Genomic DNA, 23,163 nt, shown 5'->3' with positions numbered 1-23,163 from the left:
GTTCGCCGTCTCGGCCCGGCCCCCGTTACGGCATGAGGTGGTGGTCCGGGAAGTTCCCCGGCAGCCGCTCCCCCGCCGGGCCGCGTGTCACGGCCCGCACCAGCAGCTCACCGCCCACGAAGGCGCCGCGCCAGGACGCCCCGTGTCCGCCGAACAGCTCGTCGCGGTCCCCGCGGGAGCGCGGTACACCGTGGCCGACCTTGAACGCGCGGATCTGCGGCGCCAGTCGGTCGTATGTCGCCGGGTCGTCCGTGGACAGGGTGGCGACCAGCGCGCCGTTGGAGGCGTTCATCGCGGCGAGCAGCTCGGCCTCGGTGTCGACCAGGACGATGGTGTCGACCGGGCCGAAGGGTTCCGCGTGGTGCAGTGGTGAGGACCGGGGCGGGTTGAGCAGGGTGACCGGCTGGACGTAGGCCGAGGTGTCCTGGCCGGGCAGGAAGCGGGAGTCGGCCGCGCTGCCGCGGTGCAGCGGGACGGCGCCGCGGTCGACGGCCTCGGCGACCTGGTCGTGGAGCTCCTTGGCCTTGGCCGCGTTGATCACCGGCCCGAAGTCCAGCGTCGGAAAGGGGGCGTCCGGCGCGGCGACGGCGAGCGGGTGCCCGACGCGCAGGGTGCGCACGGCCGGGAGGTACGCCGCGAGGAACGCGTCGAACAGCTGCCGCTGGACGACGAACCGCGGGTAGGCGGTGCAGCGTTGCTTGCCGTAGTCGAAAAGCTTCGGGACCACCCGCGCGAGCGTGGCCCAGTCCGTGAAGTTCCAGATGCCCCAGGTGTTGAGTCCCTCCTGTTCGAGGATGTGCCGCTTGCCGAGGTCGGCGACGGCGGTGGCGACGGCGCCGCCCGCGTCCCGGCCACCGACGAAGGAGACGCAGCCGATCTCGGGGGCGCGCACCAGTGCCTGGGACAGCTCGCCGCCGCTGCCGCTGACGAGGGTGACGGGAAGTCCCTCGCGGGCGGCGAGCGCGCAGGCCAGGGTGAGGCAGGCGACGCCGCCGTCGGTCGGGGTCTTGGCGATGACCGCGTTGCCCGCCAGTGCTTGGACCAGCAATGCGTGAACGAGCACGCTCATCGGGTAGTTCCAGCTCGCGATGTTGGAGACCGGGCCGTCCAGCGGAGCACGCCGGTCGAGCATGTCCTCGATGCCGTCGACGTACCAGCGCACACCGTCGACGGCGCGGTCGACGTCGGCCTGCGCGGACCGCCAGGGCTTGCCGATCTCCCAGACCAGCAGCAGCGCGAGCAGTTCGCGGTGCTGGGCGAGGGCGTCGAGGGTGGCCGCGATCCGGGCGCGGCGCTCGGGCAGGGGGATGTGGCGCCAGGCCCGGTGCTGGTCGAGCGAGGCGCGTACGGCGTGCTGGGCGGTGGCGGCGTCGATGCGGGGCGGACCGGTGATCGGGGTGCCGTCGACCGGGCTGGTGGCCGGCAGGACCCGGCCGTCCGCCCGCCAGCCGGCGTCCCAGAGGTTGAGGACGCGGTCGTCGCGGAACGCCTCGGGTGCGACGGTGCGGCAGCGCCGCCAGGCGTCGGCCCAGGAGGTGCCGGACTTCAGGGTGAGCGGTTCGGCGCCCCGCGTGCCGGCCGTCATGCGCGGGCTCCTTCACGGGCCGCGCCGTCGGCCGTCTCGCCGTGGGGTGCGCCCTGTCCGAGTACGTCGAGTGCGTGCCGTGCCGTCTCCGTCGGCGTGCTACCGACCCGTACGCCCACCGCCTCCAGCGCTTCCTTCTTCGCCCGCGCCGTGCCCGAGGAGCCGGAGACGATGGCACCGGCGTGGCCCATGGTCCTGCCCTCGGGCGCGGTGAAGCCGGCGATGTAGCCGACGACGGGCTTGGTGACGTGCCGGCGGATGTGGGCCGCCGCGCGTTCCTCCGCGTCGCCGCCGATCTCGCCGATGAGGATGATCAGTTCGGTGTCGGGATCGTCCTCGAAGGCGGTGAGGCAGTCGATGTGGCTGGTGCCGACGACCGGGTCGCCGCCGATGCCGACGCAGGTGGAGAAGCCGATGTCGCGCAGTTCGTACATGAGTTGGTAGGTGAGCGTGCCCGACTTGGAGACCAGGCCGATGCGGCCCGACCTGGTGATGTCGGGCGGGATGATGCCCGCGTTGGACTGGCCCGGGGTGATCAGGCCGGGGCAGTTGGGGCCGATGACGCGGGTGCCCTTGGCCCGGGCGTGGGCGGTGAAGGCGACGGCGTCGTGGACCGGGATGCCCTCGGTGATGACGACGGCGAGACCGATGCCGGCGTCGGCGGCTTCCACGACCGCGGCCTTGGCGAAGGCGGGCGGCACGAAGACGACGGTGACGTCGGCACCCGTGCTCTCGATGCCCTCGCGGACCGACCCGAAGACGGGTACGGCACGGTCTTCGAAGTCGACAGTGCGGCCCGCCTTGCGCGGGTTGACGCCGCCGACGACGTCGGTGCCCGCGGCCAGCATGCGGCGGGTGTGCTTCATGCCCTCGGCACCGGTCATGCCCTGGACGAGGACCTTGCTCTCCTTGGTGAGGTAGATCGCCATGTCGTCCTGTCTCCTTATCCGGCGGTGGACGCCGCGGTGGCGAGTCGGGCGGCACGGCGGGCGGCGCCGTCCATGGTGGTGGCCTGTTCGACCAGGGGATGCGCGCGGGCGTCGAGCAGGGCCCGGCCCCGGGCGGCGTTGTTGCCGTCGAGGCGCACGACGAGCGGCTTGGTCAGCCGGACCTCGTCCAGCGCCCGGACGATGCCGTCGGCGACCGCGTCGCAGGCGGTGATGCCGCCGAAGACGTTGACGAGGACGGACTTCACGTCGGGGTCGGAGAGGATGACCGACAGCCCGTCGGCCATGACCCGGGCGGAGGCGCCGCCGCCGATGTCGAGGAAGTCGGCGGGGCGGGCGCCGCAGCCGGCGACCACGTCGAGGGTCGACATGACCAGCCCGGCGCCGTTGCCGATGACGCCGACCTCGCCGTCGAGCTTGACGTAGTTGAGGCCCTTGGCGCCGGCCCGCGCCTCCAGGGTGTCGCCGGCGGCCGGCCGCTCCTCGCCCCAACGGGACTGCCGGAACAGGGCGTTGTCGTCGAGGGTGACCTTGCCGTCGAGGGCGACGATCCTGCCCTCGACGGTCCTGACCAGCGGGTTGACCTCGACCAGGAGGGCATCCTCGCGGACCAGGACCTTCCACAGCCGCACCAGGGTGTCGACGGTCTGCGGGGGCAGTCCCGCGGCGTCCGCGATGCGCACGGCGGTCGCGGTGTGCACGCCCGTGGCGGGGTCGACGGGGATGCGAGCCACGGCCCCGGGCCGCCGGGCGGCGACCTCCTCGATCTCCATGCCGCCTTCCGCGGAGGCGATGGCGAGGAAGCCCCCGCGGGCCCGGTCGAGGACGTAGGAGACGTAGAACTCCCGCTCGATGTCGCAGGGTTCGGCGACCATGACGGTGTCGACCGTGTGGCCCTTGATGTCCATGCCGAGGATCTGCCGTGCCGCCTCCTCGGCCTCGGCGGGGTCGGCGGCGAGCCGCACGCCGCCCGCCTTGCCGCGCCCGCCGGTCTTCACCTGCGCCTTGACGACGGCGCGTCCGCCGAGTGCGCGGGCGATCTCCCGGGCCCGGCCGGGCGAGTCGGTGACCTCGGCCCTCGGCACCACGACCCCGTGTTCCTTGAAGAGTTCCCTTGCCTGGTGTTCGTACAGGTCCATCTCGGCTCCTGACTGAAAGTGCCGCACGCCCCCTGGACACCACCCACCGGATGCGGGATAACAAGCTTCATACAGTATTCGTCGACTGTATGCAATGTACCGCGAGAGCGCCCCGACCCCTCGTGAAGGGACAGGACTTCGCCATGCCCGACGACACCCAGGACGTCATCTCCGGCGGCCACCTCGTTGCCAAGGCACTCAAGGCCGAGGGGGTCGACCGCATCTACACGCTGTGCGGCGGCCACATCATCGACATCTACGACGGCTGCGTCGACGAGGGCATCGAGGTCGTCGACGTACGCCACGAGCAGGTCGCCGCGCACGCCGCCGACGGCTACGCCCGGATCACCGGCAAGCCCGGATGCGCGGTGGTCACCGCCGGACCGGGCACCACCGACGCCGTCACCGGGGTCGCCAACGCCTTCCGCGCCGAGTCGCCCATGCTGCTGATCGGCGGCCAGGGCGCGCACACCCAGCACAAGATGGGGTCCCTGCAAGACCTGCCGCACGTCGACATGATGACGCCGATCACCAAGTTCGCGGCCACCGTGCCGGACACCGCGCGCGCCGCCGACATGGTGTCGATGGCCTTCCGCGAGTGCTACCACGGTGCGCCGGGGCCGTCCTTCCTGGAGATCCCGCGCGACGTGCTGGACGCCAAGGTGCCGGCCGAGAAGGCGCGGGTGCCGCGGGCCGGGGCCTACCGCGCCTCCACCCGGTCGGCCGGCGACCCGGAGGCCGTAGAGAAGCTGGCCGACCTGCTGGTGCACGCCGAGAAGCCCGCCATCCTGCTCGGCAGCCAGGTCTGGACGACCCGCGCGACCGAGGCCGCCGTCGAGCTGGTCCGCACGCTCAACGTCCCGGCCTACATGAACGGCGCCGGCCGCGGCACCCTGGCACCGGGCGACCCGCACCACTTCCAGCTCTCCCGCCGCTACGCCTTCTCCAACGCCGACGTGATCGTCATCGTCGGCACGCCCTTCGACTTCCGCATGGGCTACGGCAAGCGGCTCTCCCCGGACGCGACCGTCGTACAGATCGACCTCGACTACCGCACCGTCGGCAAGAACCGCGACATCGACCTCGGCATCGTCGGCGACGCGGGGCTGGTGCTGAAGTCGGTCACCGAGGCCGCGTCCGGGCGCCTCAACGGCGGCGCGTCCAAGCGCAAGGAGTGGCTGGACGAGCTGCGCGCGGCCGAGCAGACGGCGCTGGACAGGCGGCTGCCCCAGCTCCGGTCGGACGCCTCCCCCATCCACCCCTACCGGCTGGTCAGCGAGATCAACGACTTCCTCACCGAGGACTCGGTCTACATCGGCGACGGCGGCGACATCGTCACCTTCTCCGGTCAGGTCGTGCAGCCCAAGTCACCGGGCCACTGGATGGACCCGGGACCGCTCGGCACGCTCGGCGTCGGTGTCCCCTTCGTGCTGGCCGCCAAGCAGGCGCGGCCCGACAAGGAGGTCGTCGCCCTCTTCGGCGACGGCGCCTTCTCCCTCACCGGCTGGGACTTCGAGACACTGGTCCGCTACGACCTCCCCTTCGTCGGCATCGTCGGCAACAACTCCTCGATGAACCAGATCCGCTACGGCCAGGCCGCCAAGTACGGCAAGGAGCGCGAGCGGGTCGGCAACACGCTCGGCGACGTGCCCTACGACCAGTTCGCCCGGATGCTGGGCGGCCACGGCGAGGAGGTACGCGACCCCGCCGACATCGGCCCCGCGCTGCGCCGGGCCCGCGAGTCCGGCAAGCCGTCGCTGATCAACGTCTGGGTGGACCCGGACGCGTACGCCCCCGGAACCATGAACCAGACGATGTACAAGTGAGGTGACCCCATGACAGGCACGACCGGAACGCCGACGAAGGCTCTTGAGGGCATCCGCGTCCTGGACATGACGCATGTGCAGTCCGGCCCCTCGGCGACCCAGCTGCTCGCCTGGCTCGGCGCCGACGTCGTGAAGCTGGAGGCACCGAGCGGCGACATCACGCGCGGGCAGCTGCGCGATCTGCCGGACGTCGACTCCCTCTACTTCACGATGCTCAACTGCAACAAGCGGAGCATCACCCTCAACACCAAGACCGAACGCGGCAAGGAGATCCTCACCGAGCTGATCCGGCGCTCGGACGTCATGGTCGAGAACTTCGGACCGGGCGCGGTGGACCGGATGGGCTTCACCTGGGACCGCGTCAAGGAGATCAATCCACGGATCGTCTACGCCTCCATCAAGGGATTCGGCGACGGCCCGTACACCGCCTTCAAGGCGTACGAGGTCGTCGCGCAGGCCATGGGCGGATCGATGTCCACCACCGGTTTCGAGGACGGGCCGCCGCTGGCGACGGGGGCCCAGATCGGGGACTCGGGCACGGGCGTCCACGTCGTGGCGGGCATCCTCGCCGCCCTCTACCAGCGGGAACGCACCGGACGTGGCCAGCGGGTGAACGTGGCCATGCAGCACGCGGTGCTCAACCTCTGCCGGGTGAAGCTGCGCGACCAGCAGCGCCTGAGCCATGGTCCACTCGCCGAATATCCCAACGAGGACTTCGGCGACGAGGTTCCCAGGTCCGGAAACGCGTCCGGCGGCGGGCAGCCGGGGTGGGCGGTCAAGTGCGCGCCGGGCGGCCCCAACGACTACGTGTACGTCATCGTCCAGCCGGTCGGCTGGCGGCCGCTGAGCGAGCTGATCGGCCGGCCCGAGCTGGCGGACGATCCCGAGTGGGCGACGCCGCGGGCCCGGCTGCCGAAGCTGAACAAGATGTTCCAGCTGATCGAGGAGTGGTCGTCCACCCTGCCAAAATGGGAGGTGCTGGAGCGGCTGAACGCCCACAACATCCCGTGCGGACCGATCCTGTCCACCAAGGAGATCATCGAGGACGACTCCCTGGTCGCCAACGAGATGGTCGTCACCGTCCCGCACCCCGAGCGGGGCGAGTTCGTGACCGTGGGCAGCCCGCTCAAGCTCTCCGACTCCCCCGTCCAGGTGACCAGTTCGCCGCTGCTCGGCGAGCACAACGAAGAGGTCTACGTCGGCGAGCTGGGCCTCGGCGACGAGGAACTGCGGCTGCTCAAGTCGAACGGGGTGGTCTGACGTGATGGCCGAGGACCGCCTGTCGCGGGTGCGCGGGCTCCTGGACGCCGTACGGGCCGAGGGGCGCACCGCGCTCACCGCACCGGAGGGCAAGGTGCTCGCCGACGCCTACGGGATCGCCGTACCGGGTGAGGAGCTGGCACGGGACGTGGACGAGGCGGTGGCATGTGCGGCGCGGTTCGGCGGGCCGGTCGTGATGAAGATCGTCTCCCCGGACATCCTCCACAAGACCGACGCCGGCGGTGTGGTCGTCGGAGTGGAGGGCGCGGCGGACGTGCGCGCGGCGTTCTGCCGGATCGTCGACAACGCGCGCGCGTACGACGCCTCCGCGCGGATCGAGGGCGTGCAGATCCAGGAACTGCTGCCGCGGGGGCAGGAGGTCATCGTCGGTGCGGTCACCGACCCGACGTTCGGGAAGGTGGTGGCGTTCGGGCTCGGCGGGGTGCTGGTCGAGGTGTTGAAGGACGTCACCTTCCGGCTCGCGCCCGTGGACGCCGACGAGGCCCTGTCCATGCTGGACTCGATCCGGGCGGCCGAGGTGCTGCGCGGGGTGCGCGGGCAGGCCGGGGTGGACCGGTGGGCGGTGGCGGAGCAGATCCGCCGGGTCTCCGAACTGGTCGCCGACTTCCCGGAGATCGCCGAGGTGGACCTCAACCCGGTGATCGCCACGCCCGAGGGTGCGGTCGCCGCCGACATCAGGGTGATCCTGGCGACCGACACGCCGAAGGAGCGGCGCCGGTACACGCGCGAGGAGATCCTCACCTCGATGCGCCGCCTGATGCAGCCCTCGTCGGTGGCGGTGATCGGTGCGTCGGGCGAGCCGGGGAAGATCGGCAACTCCGTGATGCGCAACCTCGTCGACGGCGGCTTCGCGGGCGAGATCCACCCGGTGAACCCCAAGGCCGATGACATCTTGGGCCGCAAGGCGTACAAGAGTGTCACCGACGTTCCCGGCGAGGTGGATGTGGCGGTCTTCGCGATCCCCGCGCGGTTCGTGGCGGCGGCCCTGGAGGAGGTGGGGCGCAAGCGGATACCCAACGCCGTGCTCATCCCCTCCGGCTTCGCCGAGACCGGGGAGCACGCCCTCCAGGACGAGATCGTGGCGATCGCCGAACGGCACGGCGTCCGGCTGCTCGGCCCGAACATCTACGGCTACTACTCGACCTGGCAGGACCTGTGCGCCACGTTCTGCACGCCGTACGACGTCAAGGGCGGCGTCGCGCTGACCTCGCAGTCCGGCGGCATCGGGATGGCCATCCTGGGCTTCGCGCGGACGACGAAGACCGGCGTGTCGGCCATCGTGGGCCTGGGCAACAAGTCGGACCTGGACGAGGACGACCTGCTGACCTGGTTCGGCGAGGACCCGCACACCGAGTGCATCGCGATGCACCTGGAGGACCTCAAGGACGGCCGCGCGTTCGTCGAGGCCGCGCGGGCGACCGTGCCGAGGAAGCCGGTCGTGGTACTCAAGGCGGGGCGCACGGCGGCAGGCGCGAAGGCCGCCGGGTCGCACACCGGGGCGCTCGCCGGGGACGACGCCGTGTACGACGACATCCTGCGGCAGGCCGGCGTCATCCGGGCACCGGGACTGAACGAGATGCTGGAGTACGCGCGCGCGTTGCCGGTGCTTCCCGCTCCTCAGGGCGACAACGTGGTCATCATCACCGGCGCCGGCGGCAGCGGGGTGCTGCTCTCCGACGCGGTGACGGACAACGGGCTGTCGCTGATGGAGATACCGCCCGACCTGGACACGGCGTTCCGCGCCTTCATCCCGCCGTTCGGTGCGGCGGGCAACCCGGTGGACATCACCGGTGGCGAGCCGCCGTCGACGTACGAGGCGACGATCCGGCTGGGTCTGGAGGACCCGCGCATCCACGCGCTCGTCCTCGGCTACTGGCACACCATCGTCACACCGCCCATGGTGTTCGCCGAACTCACCGCGCGCGTGGTGGCCGAGTTCCGCGAACGCGGGATCGAGAAGCCGGTCGTGGCCTCTCTGGCGGGCGACGTGGAGGTGGAGGAGGCGTGCCAGTACCTCTTCGAGCGCGGTGTCGTGGCGTATCCGTACACGACCGAGAAGCCGGTGGCGGTGCTGGGCGCCAAGTACCGGTGGGCGCGGGCCGCGGGGTTGTTGGGGGGCGGTTCATGACGTGAGACGGCGAGGGGCCGGCCGACGGGTGCGCGTCGGCCGGCCCCGGGGACCCGCGCGCGCACGAAAGGCATGGGACAGGGGGCGCTGGCCAGATCTTTCGACGCTAGGGGTGCAAACGACATGACAACCACCGATGTCACACGGGTCGCCGCCTACCGGGAGGTGACCGACAGGAACGGACGCGTCTACCGCGTGGGCGAGTCCGACATCGACATCATGGGGCGCAAGCGCAAGTGGATGGTGATCCTGCCCTGGATCGGCATGATGGGCATCTCCTCCGCCGAGTACGCGTTCGCGTCCGCCGAGGACACGCTGCACGAGGCCCACCACTGGTCCAGCGGCAGCATCTACTGGATGATGACCGCCTGGGTGTTCTGCCAGGCCGCGGTCGCGTTCCCGGCGGGACGGCTGCGGGAGAGCGGCAGGCTGCCGGCGCGCTGGGCGATGATGCTCGGGTCGGCGGGCACGCTGCTGGGCTACCTGTCGCTGGCGTTCGCGCCGCACGTCTCGCTCGCCTTCATCGGGTTCGGCGTGTTCAGCGGCATGGGCGCGGGCATGGTGTACGCGACCTGCGTCAACATGGTCGGCAAGTGGTACCCGGAGCGCAGGGGCGGGAAGACCGGCTTCGTCAACGGCGGTTTCGCCTACGGCTCGGTGCCGTTCGTCTTCATCTTCCACGGCTACATGGACACCTCCAACTTCCGCTGGGTGCTGATTTCCGCGGGTGTCTTCCTCGCGGCGATGGTGGCGATCGCCGGCTTCTACTTCCGGGACCCGCCGAAGAACTGGTGGCCGGCCGCCATCGACCCGCTGAACCCGCCGGCCGACCCGCGGGCCCGGCGTTCTCTGGAGAAGAACCCCCCGGCCGTCAAGCAGTACTCCCCGATGGAGGCCTGGAGGACCGGCCGGGTGGCGCTGATGTGGTTCTGTCTCGCCTGCACCTCCGGCGTGAACATCTTCGGCATCGCCTTCCAGGTCGACATCGGCGAGGAGGCGGGCTTCGCGGCCGGGATCGTGGCCGCCGCGATGTCGCTCAAGGCGATCGTCAACGGCACCGGGCGCGGCGTCATCGGCTGGCTCTCCGACCTCTACGGCCGCAAGCAGTGCCTGCTCTATGTGTGCGCGATCCTGGGCCTCGCCCAGTTCGGCATCATCTGGTCGGCCGAGATCAAGAACCTGCCGTTGTTCCTGCTCTTCTCCGCCGTCTCCGGGTTCGGCGGCGGTGCCATCTTCCCGATGTTCGCGGCGCTGACGGCGGACTACTTCGGTGAGAACAACAACGCCACCAACTACGGGATGGTCTACAGCTCCAAGCTCGTCTCCGGTCTCGGCGCGGGCATGGGTTCCGTGGTCGTCGGCGTCTGGGGCTACAACGGCGCCTTCAGCCTGGCGGGCAGCATCTCGATCTTCGCCGGGTTCGTGGCCCTGTTCCTGCATCCGCCGGGACGCTCGAAGGACAAGCGCATCACGCCCAACCCCCGGCCGCTCGGGGAGGGGTGAACCGGCGCTCCTTCCTCCGCACGGACCGGGCGGCCCCTCCCGCAGTACGTGGAAGGGGCCGCCCGGTCCGTGTCGCGGGTCAGTGGCGGCGCTTGCGCAGGGCGGCCAGACCGTCGTAGCTGATCTTGGCCTCCCGCAGCGACTGCGCGGGGTCGGTGGCGCTCGGGGAGTTGTCGTCCTCGACCATCGGGTTGTGGTAGTTCCGCTGTCCGACCCGGGAGAAGAACGTCGTGTAGTCGATGACCCCGGTTCCGAAGGGCACCATGTCGTAGCCCATGCCGTTGGTCGTGCTGACGACGCCGTCCTTGGCGTGGAAGAGCGGGTAGCGCCGGTTGTTGCGGGCGACCAGCCCGGCCGGGTCGAAGACGTTCTTCCGGGTGGAGCCGTCGTGGGCGGTGTACTCGCGGAACTTGTACTGGGCGACGTGCGCCCAGAAGATGTCCATCTCCAGCCAGACCACCCTCGGGTCGGTGACCTTGAGGAAGTACTCCAGCTTCCGGATGCCCGAACTGCGGGTCGGCCGGCCCTGGTCGTCCAGCGGGCCGCCGTCGAGCAGGAAGCCGTAGGCGCTGTCGTGGTTGTGGGTGTAGAGCTTGATGCCCTCCCGGTGGGCGATCGCGCCGAGGGCGTTCCACTTGTCCGCGGCCACGTCCCAGTCGGCGCGGTAGGAGCTGCCGGTGGGGTCGCCGCCGGTGCCCATGTGGTCCATGCCGAGGATGTTGGCGATCTCCAGGTGCTTCTTGAAGGTGTCCTTGTCCGCCGTGGTCAGCGGCCAGGAGGACGGGATGAAGCCGTGGTTGCCCTGGGCGCGCAGCCCGTAGTCGTCGAGCCAGGAGCGCAGCAGCCGGGCGCCCTGGACGGATTCCAGGCTGGCGCCGCCCGGCGCGTTGGCGTGCTGGTTGTATCCGGCGAACTCCACCTGGCGGTAGCCGTGGCGGGACAGTTGCCTGAACACCTCGCGGAAGCCGGAGGGCAGGTCGGAGGCGAGGGGGTCGCGAGCGGTGGCGTCCCGCACGGTGTAGAGGATGATGCCGCGCTTGTCGGCCGGGACGAGGACCTGCCCGTGGCCGTGGTCGTGGTCTCTGCCCCGGTCGTGGGCGAGGGCAGGCGTCGCCCCGAAGACGGGGGCCGCCACGGCTCCGGCCGCCACGGCGGTGCAGGTGCTGAGGAAGCGGCGCCGGTTCACGCCAAGGGCGCGGCGCAGGCCCTCGTCCGGGGCGTCGGCGGCCGGGCCGGTGCCGGCGTCGGAGCGGGAGGGGTCGGTGAACGAAGTCACGGGTGCCTGCCTTCTGGGGTCGTGGCCTGCGCCGATGCGGCTCGGGCGGGCCGTTGTCAGTGCCGTGTGTTTCACTCTCAGTAGTCGGATGTCGGCGGGCGCACCCGGATGGTGCGTCAGCCGAGTCCGGCCAGCCGGAGCAGGAGTTGTTTCACGTCGGTGGCCGCGACCCGGTCTCCGACAGCGCGGGGGGTGGAGCAGATGAGGAGCGGACCGTCGTCGTCGCTCGCGGGGAGGCGGCCGTGGCTGCCTCGAATAGGTGAGGGGTCCAGGGGCACGACCGCCATGCGGTAGCGCATGCCGAGCTTCTTGCGGGCCAGGGCACCGGCCGCCTTGACCTTGACGTAGGGGTCGAGCGGGTCCATGAACAGCTCGACCGGGTCGTAGCCGGGTTTGCGGTGGATCTCGACGAGCTGCGCGAAGTCGGGCGCGCGGTCGTCGTCGAGCCAGTAGTAGTACGTGAACCAGGCGTCCGGCTCCGCGAGGGCGACCAGCTCGCCGGCGCGGGGATGGTCGAGGTGCTGGGCCTTCTTGCCCTCGTCGTCGAGGAGTTGCTCGATGCCGGGCAGTCCGTCCAGGGCGGCACGGGTCGCGTCGAGGTCCTCGGGGCGGCGGACGTACACGTGGGCCACCTGGTGGTCGGCGACCGCGAAGGCGCGGGAGGCCATCGGGTCCAGGTACTCCATGCCGTCCTGGGTGTGCACCTCGAGCAGTCCGGCGCGGCGCAGGGCGCGGTTGATGTCCACGGGCCGGCTGACGGGGGTGATGCCGTACTCGGACAGCGCGACGACGGTGCGGCCCTCGGCGCGGGCGTCGTCGAGCAGCGGGGCCAGCGCCGCGTCGAGGTCGGCGGCGGCCTTCAGGGAGCGCGGGTCGTCGGGGCCGAAGCGTTGCAGGTCGTAGTCGAGGTGAGGGAGGTAGCACAGGGTCAGGTCGGGATGCCGGGTGGCCATGATGTGCCGGGTGGCGTCGATGATCCACTGGCTGGAGACCAGGTCGGCGCCGGGGCCCCAGAAGTGGAAGAGCGGGAAGGTGCCGAGCTTGTCGGTGAGTTCGTCGTGCAGAGCCGGGGGCCTGGTGTAGCAGTCGGGTTCCTTGCGGCCGTCGGCGTAGTAGACGGGACGGGGCGTGACGGTGAAGTCGGTGTCGGCGCCCATGGCGTACCACCAGCAGATGTTGGCGACGGTGTAGCCGGGGTGGGCGCGGCGGGCGGCGTCCCAGAGTTTGTCGCCGGTGACGAGTCCGTTGTGCTGGCGCCACAGCAGGACGTCGCCGAGTTCGCGGAAGTACCAGCCGTTGCCGACGATGCCGTGCTCGGAGGGCATGGTGCCGGTCAGGAAGGTCGACTGGGCGGCGCAGGTGACGGCCGGCAGGACGGTGCCGAGCGGCGCCCGGGAGCCGGACTGGCCGAGCTGCTTGAGGTGGGGCATGTGGTCGAGGAGACGGGGGGTGAGGCCGACGACGTCCAGGACCAGAAGGGGGGTCGGTCCGTCGGAGGGGGTGGGTCGGGTCATGGCAGTTCCTTCAGGCCGAGGTCCGTCAACAGGTCGCGGGCGAGGGTCAGCTCGGCGGCGATGCCGTCGGTGAGCTGGGCGCGGGCGCGGGGCCTCAGTTCGGGCGGGAGGGCCTGCCAGGTGTAGGTCTCGACCTCCAGATGGCGGGTGAGGGGGTGTGCGCCGCCCACCAGCCGCGTCAGCACGGCTTCGAGTACGGACAGGGTGGAGGTGAGGGGCGCGGCGGGGGCCGCGTGCAGCGGGACGTGGAAGTGGGCGCGCCAGGGAGCGGTGTCGGGCAGCGGGCCGCCGTGCGCGAGGGCCTCGTCGAGGTCGTCTGTGCCGTGCAGGCCGCCGGACGCGGTGGTGGTGCGGGTCTGGTGCAGGAAGCGCGGCTCGGCGAAGGCGGCGAGGGCTTCGCGGACCGCGGGGTCGGCGGGGTGTTCGGCGTGCAGTGCGGCGGACAGCTGGGACTTGACGACGGGCACGCGGGCGGCCGTGAGGGCGTCCAAGGCGGTGTGCGGGTCTTCGAAGGAGGTGGCGAGGTGGCAGGTGTCGACGCAGACGCCGATGCGGTCGTGGGCGATCGCGGTCAGCGGGGCGAGGGCGTCGTGGGTGGTCTCGACGACACAGCCGGGTTCCGGTTCCAGGCCGATGCGGATGGAGCGGCCGGTCAGTTCCTGGAGCGCGTCGAGGCGTTCGGCGAGGGTGACGAGGGCGGCGTGTGCCTTGTCGGCGCGGGTCTCGTCGTAGGCGGTGCGCCAGGCGAGCGGCAGGGTGGAGATGGTGCCGTCCGTGACGTCGTCGGGCAGCAGTCCGGCGAGGAGGCGGGCCAGGGCGGTGGTGTGTTCGAGGCGTTCGGGGTCGGCCCAGTCCGGCTTGTAGACGCGGTACTTGACCTCTTCGGCGCCGAAGCCCTCATAGGGGAAGCCGTTGAGGGTGACGACCTCCAGGCCTCGCCGGTCGAGTTCGGTGCGCAGGCCGCGCAGCGCGGCGGGGTCGGTGACCAGGGCGTGGGAGGCGTCGCGGGCGAGCCACAGCCCGATGCCGAGGCGGTCGCGGCCGAGGCGTTTGCGGACCGGCTCGCAGTGGTCGCGGAGCTGGGCGAGGACGCCGTCCAGGGTCTCGGCGGGGTGGACGTTGGTGCAGTAGGCGAGGTGGACGGTGGAGCCGTCGGGGTGCCGGAAGCGCATGGCTCACTCCCCGCCGCGCAGGATGGAGTTGCCCTCGTGCGTGGCCTCGTCGGACCTCACGTCGAGTTCCAGCCGTCCGCTGAGCCCGTAGAAGGCGACGGGGTTGCGCCACAGCACCCGGTCCACGTCGTCCTCGGTGAAGCCCTCGGCGAGCATCAGGTCGCCGACCTTGCGGGTCTTGAGCGGGTCGCTCTTTCCCCAGTCGGCGGCGGAGTTGACCAGCACCTGGTCCGGGCCGTACTCGCGCAGCAGGGCGACCATCCGGGCCTCGTCCATCTTGGTGTCCGGATAGACGGAGAAGCCGAGCCAGGCGCCGGAGTCCTTGGCCTCCTTGACGGTGGTCTCGTTGAGGTGGTCGACCAGCACCCGGTCCGTGGGCAGTGCGGACTCACGGACCGCGTCCAGGGTGCGGCGCAGGCCGGCCAGCTTGTCGCGGTGGGGGGTGTGGACGAGGGCGGGCAGCCCGTGGTCGGCGGCGAGCTGGAGCTGGGTGGCCAGGGCGGTGTCCTCGGCGGGCGTCATCGAGTCGTAGCCGATCTCACCGACCGCCACCACCCGGTCCTTGACGAGATAGCGGGGCAGCTCGTCGAGGACGGGCAGGCACCGGGGGTCGTTGGCCTCCTTGGGGTTGAGGGCGATCGTGCAGTGGTGGGCGATGCCGTACTGGGCGGCGCGGAAGGGCTCCCAGCCCAGGAGGGCGTCGAAGTAGTCGCGGAAGGAGGCGGGAGAGGTGCGGGGCTGGCCGAGCCAGAAGGACGGTTCGACCAGGGCGCGGACGCCTGCCGCGTACATGGCCTCGTAGTCGTCGGTGGTCCGGGAGGTCATGTGGATGTGGGGGTCGAAGATGCGCATCAGGACTCCTTGCCGTGGGGGTCGGCCGTGCCGGGCGCGGGGCGTCCGGAGTCGGTCAGGGCCAGGACGCGGTGCAGGTCTTCGGGGACGGCGCGGTCCGCGGCGGTGCGTTCGGCGGCGTAGTCGGCGAGCATCCGGGCGAGTTCGTCGTCCCCGCGGGCCCGGCGGGCGAGGTCCGCCACGCTGTCCACGGGGACGCCGGTGAACAGGCACTTCAGTACGGCGTGCCGCCACTGGTGCGCGTCGAGGTGCCGGGCGGCGTACGGGCCGAGGGCGGCGGCGACGAGCCGGGTGTCGTTGGTGCGCAGGGCGTCCTCGACGAGCGGGAGGGCGTCCGGGCCCGGCACCAGGTGGGGCAGGGCGTGCAGGACGGCGCGGCGTTCGTCGGCGGTGCCCTGGGTGTAGACCCGGGTCAGGGCGTCGGTGTCGGCGCGGGCGGCGTGCAGGACGAGGACGCGGGCGGCGTCGGCGTGAGCGGGCCCGCAGCGGCGGCCGGCCTCGGCGAGGCGCAGTTCCCACACCGAGATGGGGCCGTGGGTGCCGGGGTGGGCGGCGGCCTCGTCCAGCGCCTGGTCCAGCCAGGCCCGGGCGGCTCCGCCGAGCTGTGCGGAGAGGGCGGCGCGCAGGTCGGCGGGCGGGACGTGGGCGGGGGTGGTGCCCGGGGTGTCCTGCCCGGCGGGGGTGGTGCCCGCAGGGACCTGCCCGGCGGGGGTGCCATCCGCGTCCTGGGTGTCGGGGGTGACGTGGGCGGCGTGCGGCTGCGTCATGGTGTGGCTCCCTTCAGTGGGTGGCGGAGGGCTCGCCCGAGCGGTTGGTGCGGCGTGGCGCCGGTGCGGCCCGGCGCAGGAACGGGAGGGAGCGTTCGGCGAAGTGGGGTCCCGCGTGGGAGTGGCGGGGCAGTTCGACGACGGTCAGGCCCTGGTAGCCGGTGGCGGCGAGGGCCTCGAGGACGGGCGGGAAGTCGATCTCGCCGTCACCGAAGGGGAGGTGTTCGTGGACGCCGCGGCGCATGTCCTCGATCTGTACGTGGCGCAGCCAGGGGGCGGCGGCGCGCACGCAGTCGGCGGGAGGGAGCGGTTCGAGGCACTGGCAGTGGCCGATGTCCAGGGTGAGTCCGAGGTGTCCGGGGTCGCCGAGGGCGCGGCGCAGGGTGTGGAAGTCGGCGAGGGTGGCGAGCAGATGCCCCGGTTCGGGCTCCACCGCGAGGGGGACGCCCGCGGTGGCGGCGGCGTCCAGGACCGGGGCGAGGGCCTCGGCGAGCCGCTTCCACGCCGTGTCCTCGTCCGTTCCCTGCGGGGTAACCCCGCTGAAGCAGTGCACGGCGTGGGCTCCGAGGTCGGCGGCGACCTGGACGGCGCGCACCAGGAGGCCGGCGCGGCGGGCGCGGTCCTCCGGGTCGGGGTCGAGCAGGGAGGGGCCGTGTTTGCGGCGCGGGTCGAGTACGTAGCGGGCGCCGGTCTCCACGGTGACGTCCAGACCGAGCGCGTCCAGCCTCCGGGCGACCCGGTGGGTGCGGGCGGCGAGGTCGTCGGCGAGCGGGTCGAGGTGCATGTGGTCGAGGGTCAGGCCGACGCCGTCGTAGCCGAGGTCGGCGAGGAGGGCGAGGGCGTCGTCGAGGCGGAGGTCGGCGAGACCGTTGGTGCCGTAGCCGAAGCGGAGCGGGTGCGCGGCGCCCCCGGCCCCGGCTCCGTTCGCTCGCGGGTCCGCTCCCGGGTTCCGGCTCATGTGATGCTCACCTTCCTCATGGCGGACCTCCTCGCGAACAGCCGGCCGGCCGGGGCGAGAGCCGCCACCAGGAGGGATGTGGCCCCAGCGCCGGAGCGGGCGGCGAGCGCGGCCTGGAGCGGGATCGTGGCCCGGATGCCACCGCCCACGGCGCGTTGGGTGAGCGGGGGTGAGGGGTTGAGCGCGGCGTGGACATAGGGGCGGGCGGCCGTCGCGGCGTAGGCGGCGCCCAGGGCGGCCGCGAGGACGTCGGTGGCGGCCGGCGCCGGGGTGGAGCCCGGCAGGCCGGGGGCGGCTGCTGCCCGCCGGCCTGCCGGGAGTCGGGTGCGGCGGCGGGCGACCAGGCCGGTCAGCGCCCCCGTCGTCGCGAGCGCGGCCAGCGGGGCCAGGACGGACCCGCCCGTGGTCTCCCGGCGGGAGACGGCCGTGACCGCGAGGGTGTGGCTGCCGAGCAGCGCGGCCGAGGGCAGCGCGGCCCGGGTGCCGCCGCCGGTGGCGGCCGCGCCCAGGAGCAGGTCAAGTCCGCGGGCCGCCGCCATGGCCGCCGGACCGGCCGGCGTGTGCTTCAGGGCGAGGTCGTAGGCCCAGACGGTGGCCGCCAGCGGCGCGGCGACCGCGAGGGCGGGGCGTCCCGCTCCGGCCGCCAGCGCCAGCCCGGCGCCGGTGAGGACCCCGGCGGCCGCCAGGGCCGCGGCAGGGCGGATCCGGCCGGAGGGGAGGGGCCGGTGCGGACGTTCCCCGGCGTCCTCCGCGCGGTCGGCCCAGTCGTTGAGGGCCATGCCGGCCTCGTACAGGCACAGGGAGGAGCCGATGGCGAGCAGGGTGCGGGGGCCTGGGCGGGCACCGGCCGCCGCCGCGCCGGCCAGGGCGTCACCGGGGACGGTGAACAGGGCGGGCAGCCGCAGCAGTTCGGCCCAGGCGCCGACGCGGGAGGGATGGGCGGGTACGTCGGCGGCCCGATGCCGCGGTCCGGTGGCCCCGGAGGCCGCTCCTGGCGCCCCCGGCGCACCGCCCGCCGAGGGCGAGGACCCGGCCGTGCCGAGGGCCGTGGCGGCGGTGCGGCTCATCGCCCCGCCCCGCGCTCGTCGGCTCGGCGGTCGGTCCGGGCGGCCCCGCTGCCCTGGCCTTCCCCGTCGGCGGGGACGCGGTCCGCGTCGTCCCGCAGCAGCCCGGCGAAGCGTTTCAGCTCCCCGTACTGCTCGGCCAGGGACGACGGGCCGTCCCCCACCGGGTCCTTGAAGTAGAAGCCCAGTTCGCCCAGCGGGCCGGTAAGCCCCTTCTGGTGGGCACGGGCGACCAGCCGGGCCAGGTCCAGGACGAGCGGCGCGGCGAGGGACGAGTCGCAGCCCTGCCACGTCGTCTGAAGGACCATGCGGGCGCCGAGGAACCCGTCGAAGGCGATGTGGTCCCAGGCGGTCTTCCAGTCGCCGAGCGCGGGCACGTCGTCGATGTGGACCTCGCCCTCGACGGGGGCGCCGAGGGTGTCGGCGAGGACGCGTTCCTTGCCGGCGTTCTTCGCCGCGGCGGCCGCCGGGTCGGCGAGGGCGGCGCCGTCGCCCCCGCCCAGGAGGTTGGTGCCGGACCAGGCGCGCACCGCCAGCGCCCGCTGGGCGAACATCGGGCCCAGTACCGAGCGCAGCAGGGTCTGCCCGGTCTTGCCGTCGCGGCCGGCGTAGGGCAGGGCGCTCGCTTCGGCGGGTGCGGACAGCGCCGGGTGGTGCAGCCCGGTCGACGGGGTGAAGTTGACGTACGGGCAGCCGGCGCGCAGGGCGGCGGCCGCGTACAGCGAGCTGGCGGGAAGGGCGTCCCCGGTGGGCGCGGGTTCGGTGGAGGCCACGTTCACGACCACGGTCCGGTCCACGCCCGAGCGTCCTGCGAAGTCGGTGATGTCCGCGGCGAACGCGGCGATCAGCGTCTCCTCGTCACGGGTGTCGCCGGGCAGCGGGCCGCCGGGGCGGATCTCGCGGTCGGCCGCGGCCAGTTCGGCGCCCACGGCCGAGGGCAGTCCGTGCGGCAGCACGCCCCCCGCGGCCAGGGCCTCCGCCCGCTTGGGCAGGGGGCAGTCCACGGTGTCGTGACCGCCGAAGACGAGGGACGAGAGGGCGGGCAGTCCGGAGCCGGCGAAGTCGGGGGTCTCGGTGACCATGCCGGTCGGGGGGTGCAGCCCCGCGGTCATGGCGGCGCAGCCCGCCACCACCGTGGTGGCGACGGAGCCGCGGGCCCCGATCAGCCAGACACCGGTACGGGAGCCGCGGGAGGAAGCAGAGGGGGACGCGGACATGGGCAGCCTCCTTGTCGAGCGCGTCGGACACACACGAGCGGTGGTGCGGCCGGGGGGTGTTCCGTGCGGGGTGACGGCGGGCGGAGGTCCGGCGTCCTCCGCCCGCCGCCGTTCGGATCGCCCCCTCAGGGGCGGGTTCGCCCTAGGAGGGCAGTTCCTTGAGCTGGATGTTGCGGAAGGAGACCTGGTCGTCGGCGCCGTGGTTCTGGAGGCCGATGTAGCCGTCGGTCAGGCTCCGCTCGGGGTCCTTGTTGGTGAAGTCGTTGATCTTGACTCCGTTGAGGAACACCTGGAGGCGTTCGCCCTGGACCTTGATCTCGTAGGAGTTCCACTGGCCGGGCGGCCGCAGAACCTGGTCACGGGCCTTGATGTTCGCCGCCTTGAACGTGTAGATCGCACCTGTGGTGCGGTCCACGGCGTCCGTGGCGTCGATCTGCACCTCGTAGCCCTTGTTCACCGCGGACCAGGGGTCGTCGGAGGCCGGGAAGCCCACGAAGACACCGGAGTTGTCGTCGCCCCGCATCTTCCAGTCGAGCTTGAGGGAGTACGACTTCAGCTCCTTGGCCTGGTACCAGAGCAGACCCATGCCGCCCTCGGACTCCAGGACGCCGTCCTTGACGTTGAACTTGCCGGGTCCTGCCTGCTTCCAGCCCTCCAGCGTCTGGCCGTTGAAGATGTCCCGGTAGCCCTTGGCCGGCTTGCAGTCCGACTTGACCTGGCCGGTGGCGTACTGCATGCCGCCGAGCAGGTGGCCGCGGAAGGCCTCGTCCGCGTAGGACTCCTTGGTGTGGCCCATGCCGGTGTAGAAGGAGCGGCCGCCGCCGTAGTTCTGGCACCAGGCGATCGGGTGGTCGCCCTTCATGTTCCCGCCCTGGTAGGTGGTCTCGTCCAGGGTGGCGAGGACCTTGGCCTGCTCACGCGGGTTGGTGCGGTAGTTGTACCACTCGTCGGTGCGCTCCCAGGCGTCGTCCAGGTGCGCGGTGGCCGGGTGGTCGTGGTCCTCGACGCGGACGGTGGCCTTCTGGATGGCCGGGTGCGAGTCGAAGTAGGCGCCGACGAGGCCGCCGTAGAACTCCCAGTCGTACTCGGTGTCGGCGGCGGCGTGGATGCCCATGTAGCCGCCGCCGTTCTTGACGTAGTTCTCGAACGCCTTCTGCTGGTCGGCGTTGAGGACGTCACCGGTGGTGGACAGGAAGGCGACCGCGTCGTACTTGGCCAGGTTGGCCGTGGTGAACTGTCCGGCCTCCTCGGTCGCGGTGACCGAGATGCCGGCCGGGGTGCCCAGCTCCTTCAGCGCGGCGATGCCCTCGGGGATGGAGTCGTGGCGGAAGCCGGCGGTCTTGGAGAAGACCAGGACCTTCTTGCCGGCCTTGAACGGCTCCGTGGAGAACTCGAAGTCGTCGATGTCGTACAGCGCGCCCTCGCCGCCCTTGAAGACCAGGTAGATGTCGGTGGTCTTCTTGGGCAGGGCCCGCAGCGGCACGTCGACGTTCTGGAAGGTCTCCCAGCTGCCGGTCGGCGGGATGTACGCCGAGCCGTGCAGGGGTCCGGTGGGCGAGCCGGTGCGCAGCTCGAGGTAGCCTCCGGCGCCGCCGGAGGAGGCCCGTACGGTGAGCTTCTTCTGCCCGTCGAACTTGTAGGGGCTGAAGGAGATCCAGTCGCCGTCGTTGATGTCGCCGACGGTCTTGCCGCCGTTGGCGCCGGTCTTGTCGATCGGCGACACGCCCTGCTGGGTGGTGAAGTGCTCGGCCTGGCGGTGCGGCGGCTGGATCACGGTGCGGGCGGTGCCGGTCAGGGCCTCCTGGCCGTTGGCCCCGCCGTCGGTGTAGCTGGCGCCGACGACGCCGTAGATGTTGGCGTTGGGGTCGTGGCCGCCGTCGCCCGGCGGCGGGTTGAGGGTGCCCTCACAGCCCATCTCGCTGGTCAGCTCGTGGGCGTGGGAGTCGTGGCCGAGGCTGTAGGCGACCTTGACCTTGGAGCAGTCGATGGTCTCCTCGGGGTCGGTGACCTTGACCTTGAAGGGGATGGGCTCGCCCATGGGGAGAAGGGTGCCGTTGCCGGGCGTCTCGATGGTCACCTTGGGCTCGGTGTTGCCGACCACGATCCGGACGCTGGCGTGACCGGTGTTGCCCTCGGGGTCCTTCGCGGTGAAGGTCGCGGAGTAGGTGCCGACCTTCTTGTACTGGTGCGTGGGAGTGAGGCCCTCGCCCTTGGTGCCGTCGCCGAAGTCCCAGCTGTAGGTGAGGTCCGGGGAGTCGGCGTCCTTGGCGGAGCCGGTGAAGGTGACCCTCAGGCCGGCGGCGCCGGACGTCTTGTCCGCGCTCACCTCGGCGATCGGGGAGAAGCCGTCAGCGGCGTTCTCGATGCGGTAGAGGGCGGAGTCCTTGTCGCCCTGGAACCAGGACAGGCCGTAGTCGAGGACGTAGAGCGCGCCGTCGGGGCCGAACTCCATGTCCATGATCTGGGTGCCGGTCCACGGGAAGTCGTTGATCTTCGAGACCGCGCCGTCCTCGGTCTGCTCGATCCGCTTGATCCAGCGGCGGCCGAACTCGCCGGCGAAGAAATCGCCGTCGTACTCCTCGGGGAACTTGACCTTGGAGTCGAGGTCCGGGTCGTAGCGGTAGACCGGGCCGCCCATCGGGGACTCGGAGCCGCTGCCGAACTCGGGCACGGAGTCGTCGTCGTACGGGATCCAGGCGGCCTGCGCGGGCGGCAGGTCGGTGAGACCGGTGTTGTGCGGTGAGGTGTTCTTCGGGGCCGCGCAGTCGAAGGTCTCGCCGGAGGCGCCGGTGGCGAAGTCGTAGTCGACGTAGGGGTCGTTGTCACCGGTGCAGAAGGGCCAGCCGAAGTTGGCGGCCTTGGTCACCTTGGCGAACTCGACCTGTCCGGCCGGACCGCGCTTCGGGTCGGCGGCACCGGCGTCGGGGCCGTAGTCGCCGACGTAGACCGTGCCGGTCTTCTTGTCGACGCTGATCCGGAACGGGTTGCGGAAGCCCATCGCGTAGATCTCGGGCCGGGTCTTCTCCGTGCCGGGCTCGAAGAGGTTGCCCTCCGGGATGGTGTACGAGCCGTCCTCGGCGACCTTGATGCGCAGGATCTTGCCGCGCAGGTCGTTGGTGTTGCCGGCGCTGCGGCGGGCGTCGAAGGCCGGGTTGCGGTCCGCTCGCTCGTCGATCGGCGTGTAGCCGTCGGAGGCGAAGGGGTTGGAGTCGTCGCCGGTGGAGAGGTAGAGGTTGCCCTCGGCGTCGAAGGCGATGTCGCCGCCGACGTGGCAGCAGGTGCCGCGGGAGGCCGCGACGTCCAGGACCTTCTTCTCGCTGGCCATGTCCAGCGTGCCGTTGGTGTTCAGGACGAAGCGGGAGAGGCGGTTGACGCCGTCGAACTTCTTGAAGTCCTCGGCGGTCCCGTTCTCCGGGGCGTCGCCCGCGGGGGTGTCGAGCGGCGGGGCGTAGTAGAGGTAGATCGCCCGGTTGTTCTCGAAGTCCGGGTCGATGCCGACGCCCTGCAGGCCCTCCTCGTCGTGGTTGTAGACGGGGATCTTGCCGGCGACCTTGGTGACGCCGCCCTGGTCGGTCAGGCGCAGTGTGCCGTCGCGGGCGGTGTGCAGGACGCTGCGGTCCGGGAGCACCGCGAGCGACATCGGCTCGCCCATCTCGGGCTCGCCCTTGGCGAGCGGTACCTGCTGGAACTGTCCTTCGGCGGCGGCCGCCGTCTCGTCGTGCTCCGGGTGGCCCGGGTGGGCGCCGGCGACGGTCGCCGGGGTGCCCACGGCCAGCAGCAGGCCGGTGAACAGGGCGAGGGTGGTGCGGAGCCTGGGGCGCCTTGTGGTGCTGGTGCCTTTGAGTCTGGTTCTGTGCACGAAGTCCCTCCGGGAACGGGTGGGCCGTACGGGATGGGTGCGAAGACAACCGATGCGGGCGCCGGGGTGCGCCGT

The 23,163-nt window shown here is 71.9% G+C and carries 16 protein-coding genes; 4 read left to right on the top strand and 12 right to left on the bottom strand.

The window, feature by feature from the left end:
• Positions 1-25: 25 nt before the first annotated feature.
• From ACZ6IM_RS25690 to sucC, 3 genes are read right to left on the bottom strand one after another with little or no spacing between them, the layout of a single operon-like run.
• On the bottom strand, positions 26-1,585 hold the full coding sequence (locus tag ACZ6IM_RS25690) for an aldehyde dehydrogenase family protein (RefSeq protein ID WP_469559390.1): 1,560 nt from the start codon (positions 1,583-1,585) through the stop codon (positions 26-28).
• Positions 1,582-2,514 (bottom strand): succinate--CoA ligase subunit alpha, encoded by a 933-nt coding sequence (gene sucD, locus ACZ6IM_RS25685; RefSeq protein ID WP_469559388.1) that lies wholly within the window; start codon positions 2,512-2,514, stop codon positions 1,582-1,584. The genes ACZ6IM_RS25690 and sucD overlap by 4 nt, the downstream gene beginning before the upstream one ends.
• Positions 2,515-2,528: 14 nt before the next feature.
• On the bottom strand, positions 2,529-3,671 hold the full coding sequence (gene sucC, locus ACZ6IM_RS25680; protein ID WP_052840461.1) for an ADP-forming succinate--CoA ligase subunit beta: 1,143 nt from the start codon (positions 3,669-3,671) through the stop codon (positions 2,529-2,531).
• A 143-nt stretch (positions 3,672-3,814) separates the two neighbouring features.
• Between sucC and ACZ6IM_RS25675 the strand changes: the two genes are divergently transcribed.
• The 4 genes from ACZ6IM_RS25675 to ACZ6IM_RS25660 all read left to right on the top strand — a co-directional run bounded on the left by ACZ6IM_RS25675 (position 3,815) and on the right by ACZ6IM_RS25660 (position 10,409).
• Complete coding sequence (locus ACZ6IM_RS25675; protein WP_052840597.1) at positions 3,815-5,497, top strand: thiamine pyrophosphate-binding protein; 1,683 nt, start codon at positions 3,815-3,817, stop codon at positions 5,495-5,497.
• A gap of 9 nt (positions 5,498-5,506) precedes the next feature.
• Positions 5,507-6,757, top strand: a complete 1,251-nt coding sequence (frc, locus tag ACZ6IM_RS25670; protein WP_469559383.1) for a formyl-CoA transferase — start codon at positions 5,507-5,509, stop codon at positions 6,755-6,757.
• Positions 6,758-6,761: 4 nt separating this feature from the next.
• Positions 6,762-8,906, top strand: coding sequence for an acetate--CoA ligase family protein (locus tag ACZ6IM_RS25665; protein ID WP_052840598.1), 2,145 nt, complete (start codon positions 6,762-6,764; stop codon positions 8,904-8,906).
• 123 nt (positions 8,907-9,029) lie between these two features.
• Entirely contained in the window at positions 9,030-10,409 is a 1,380-nt protein-coding gene (locus ACZ6IM_RS25660) for an OFA family MFS transporter (protein ID WP_052840463.1), read from the top strand.
• A 79-nt stretch (positions 10,410-10,488) separates the two neighbouring features.
• Here ACZ6IM_RS25660 and ACZ6IM_RS25655 read toward each other — a convergent pair whose 3' ends face one another.
• The 9 genes from ACZ6IM_RS25655 to ACZ6IM_RS25615 all read right to left on the bottom strand — a co-directional run bounded on the left by ACZ6IM_RS25655 (position 10,489) and on the right by ACZ6IM_RS25615 (position 23,088).
• The gene (locus ACZ6IM_RS25655) at positions 10,489-11,685 is read right to left on the bottom strand and encodes a sugar phosphate isomerase/epimerase family protein (RefSeq protein WP_469559379.1); all 1,197 of its coding nucleotides are present in this window, start codon (positions 11,683-11,685) and stop codon (positions 10,489-10,491) included.
• 116 nt (positions 11,686-11,801) lie between these two features.
• On the bottom strand, positions 11,802-13,199 hold the full coding sequence (locus tag ACZ6IM_RS25650; RefSeq protein ID WP_469559376.1) for a nucleotide pyrophosphatase/phosphodiesterase family protein: 1,398 nt from the start codon (positions 13,197-13,199) through the stop codon (positions 11,802-11,804).
• Complete coding sequence (gene eboE, locus ACZ6IM_RS25645) at positions 13,196-14,371, bottom strand: metabolite traffic protein EboE (RefSeq protein ID WP_052840466.1); 1,176 nt, start codon at positions 14,369-14,371, stop codon at positions 13,196-13,198. Before eboE ends, ACZ6IM_RS25650 begins: the two co-directional genes overlap by 4 nt.
• A gap of 3 nt (positions 14,372-14,374) precedes the next feature.
• Positions 14,375-15,223: a TatD family hydrolase gene (locus tag ACZ6IM_RS25640; RefSeq protein ID WP_052840467.1), complete on the bottom strand. Its 849-nt coding sequence runs from the start codon at positions 15,221-15,223 to the stop codon at positions 14,375-14,377.
• Positions 15,223-15,990, bottom strand: a complete 768-nt coding sequence (locus tag ACZ6IM_RS25635; RefSeq protein ID WP_052840468.1) for an EboA domain-containing protein — start codon at positions 15,988-15,990, stop codon at positions 15,223-15,225. The genes ACZ6IM_RS25640 and ACZ6IM_RS25635 overlap by 1 nt, the downstream gene beginning before the upstream one ends.
• 13 nt (positions 15,991-16,003) lie before the next feature.
• Entirely contained in the window at positions 16,004-16,948 is a 945-nt protein-coding gene (locus tag ACZ6IM_RS25630) for a sugar phosphate isomerase/epimerase family protein (RefSeq protein WP_052840469.1), read from the bottom strand.
• Positions 16,945-18,015: an SCO3242 family prenyltransferase gene (locus ACZ6IM_RS25625; RefSeq protein ID WP_052840470.1), complete on the bottom strand. Its 1,071-nt coding sequence runs from the start codon at positions 18,013-18,015 to the stop codon at positions 16,945-16,947. Before ACZ6IM_RS25625 ends, ACZ6IM_RS25630 begins: the two co-directional genes overlap by 4 nt.
• Complete coding sequence (locus ACZ6IM_RS25620) at positions 18,012-19,229, bottom strand: inositol-3-phosphate synthase (RefSeq protein ID WP_052840471.1); 1,218 nt, start codon at positions 19,227-19,229, stop codon at positions 18,012-18,014. The genes ACZ6IM_RS25625 and ACZ6IM_RS25620 overlap by 4 nt, the downstream gene beginning before the upstream one ends.
• Positions 19,230-19,371: 142 nt before the next feature.
• Entirely contained in the window at positions 19,372-23,088 is a 3,717-nt protein-coding gene (locus ACZ6IM_RS25615; protein ID WP_052840472.1) for a ThuA domain-containing protein, read from the bottom strand.
• Positions 23,089-23,163 lie beyond the last annotated feature (75 nt).

The sequence above is a fragment of the Streptomyces sp. NPDC042336 genome (assembly GCF_055581985.1).
The sequence above is the reverse complement of the archived record's forward strand: the minus strand, read 5'-3'. Positions and strand labels throughout refer to the sequence as shown.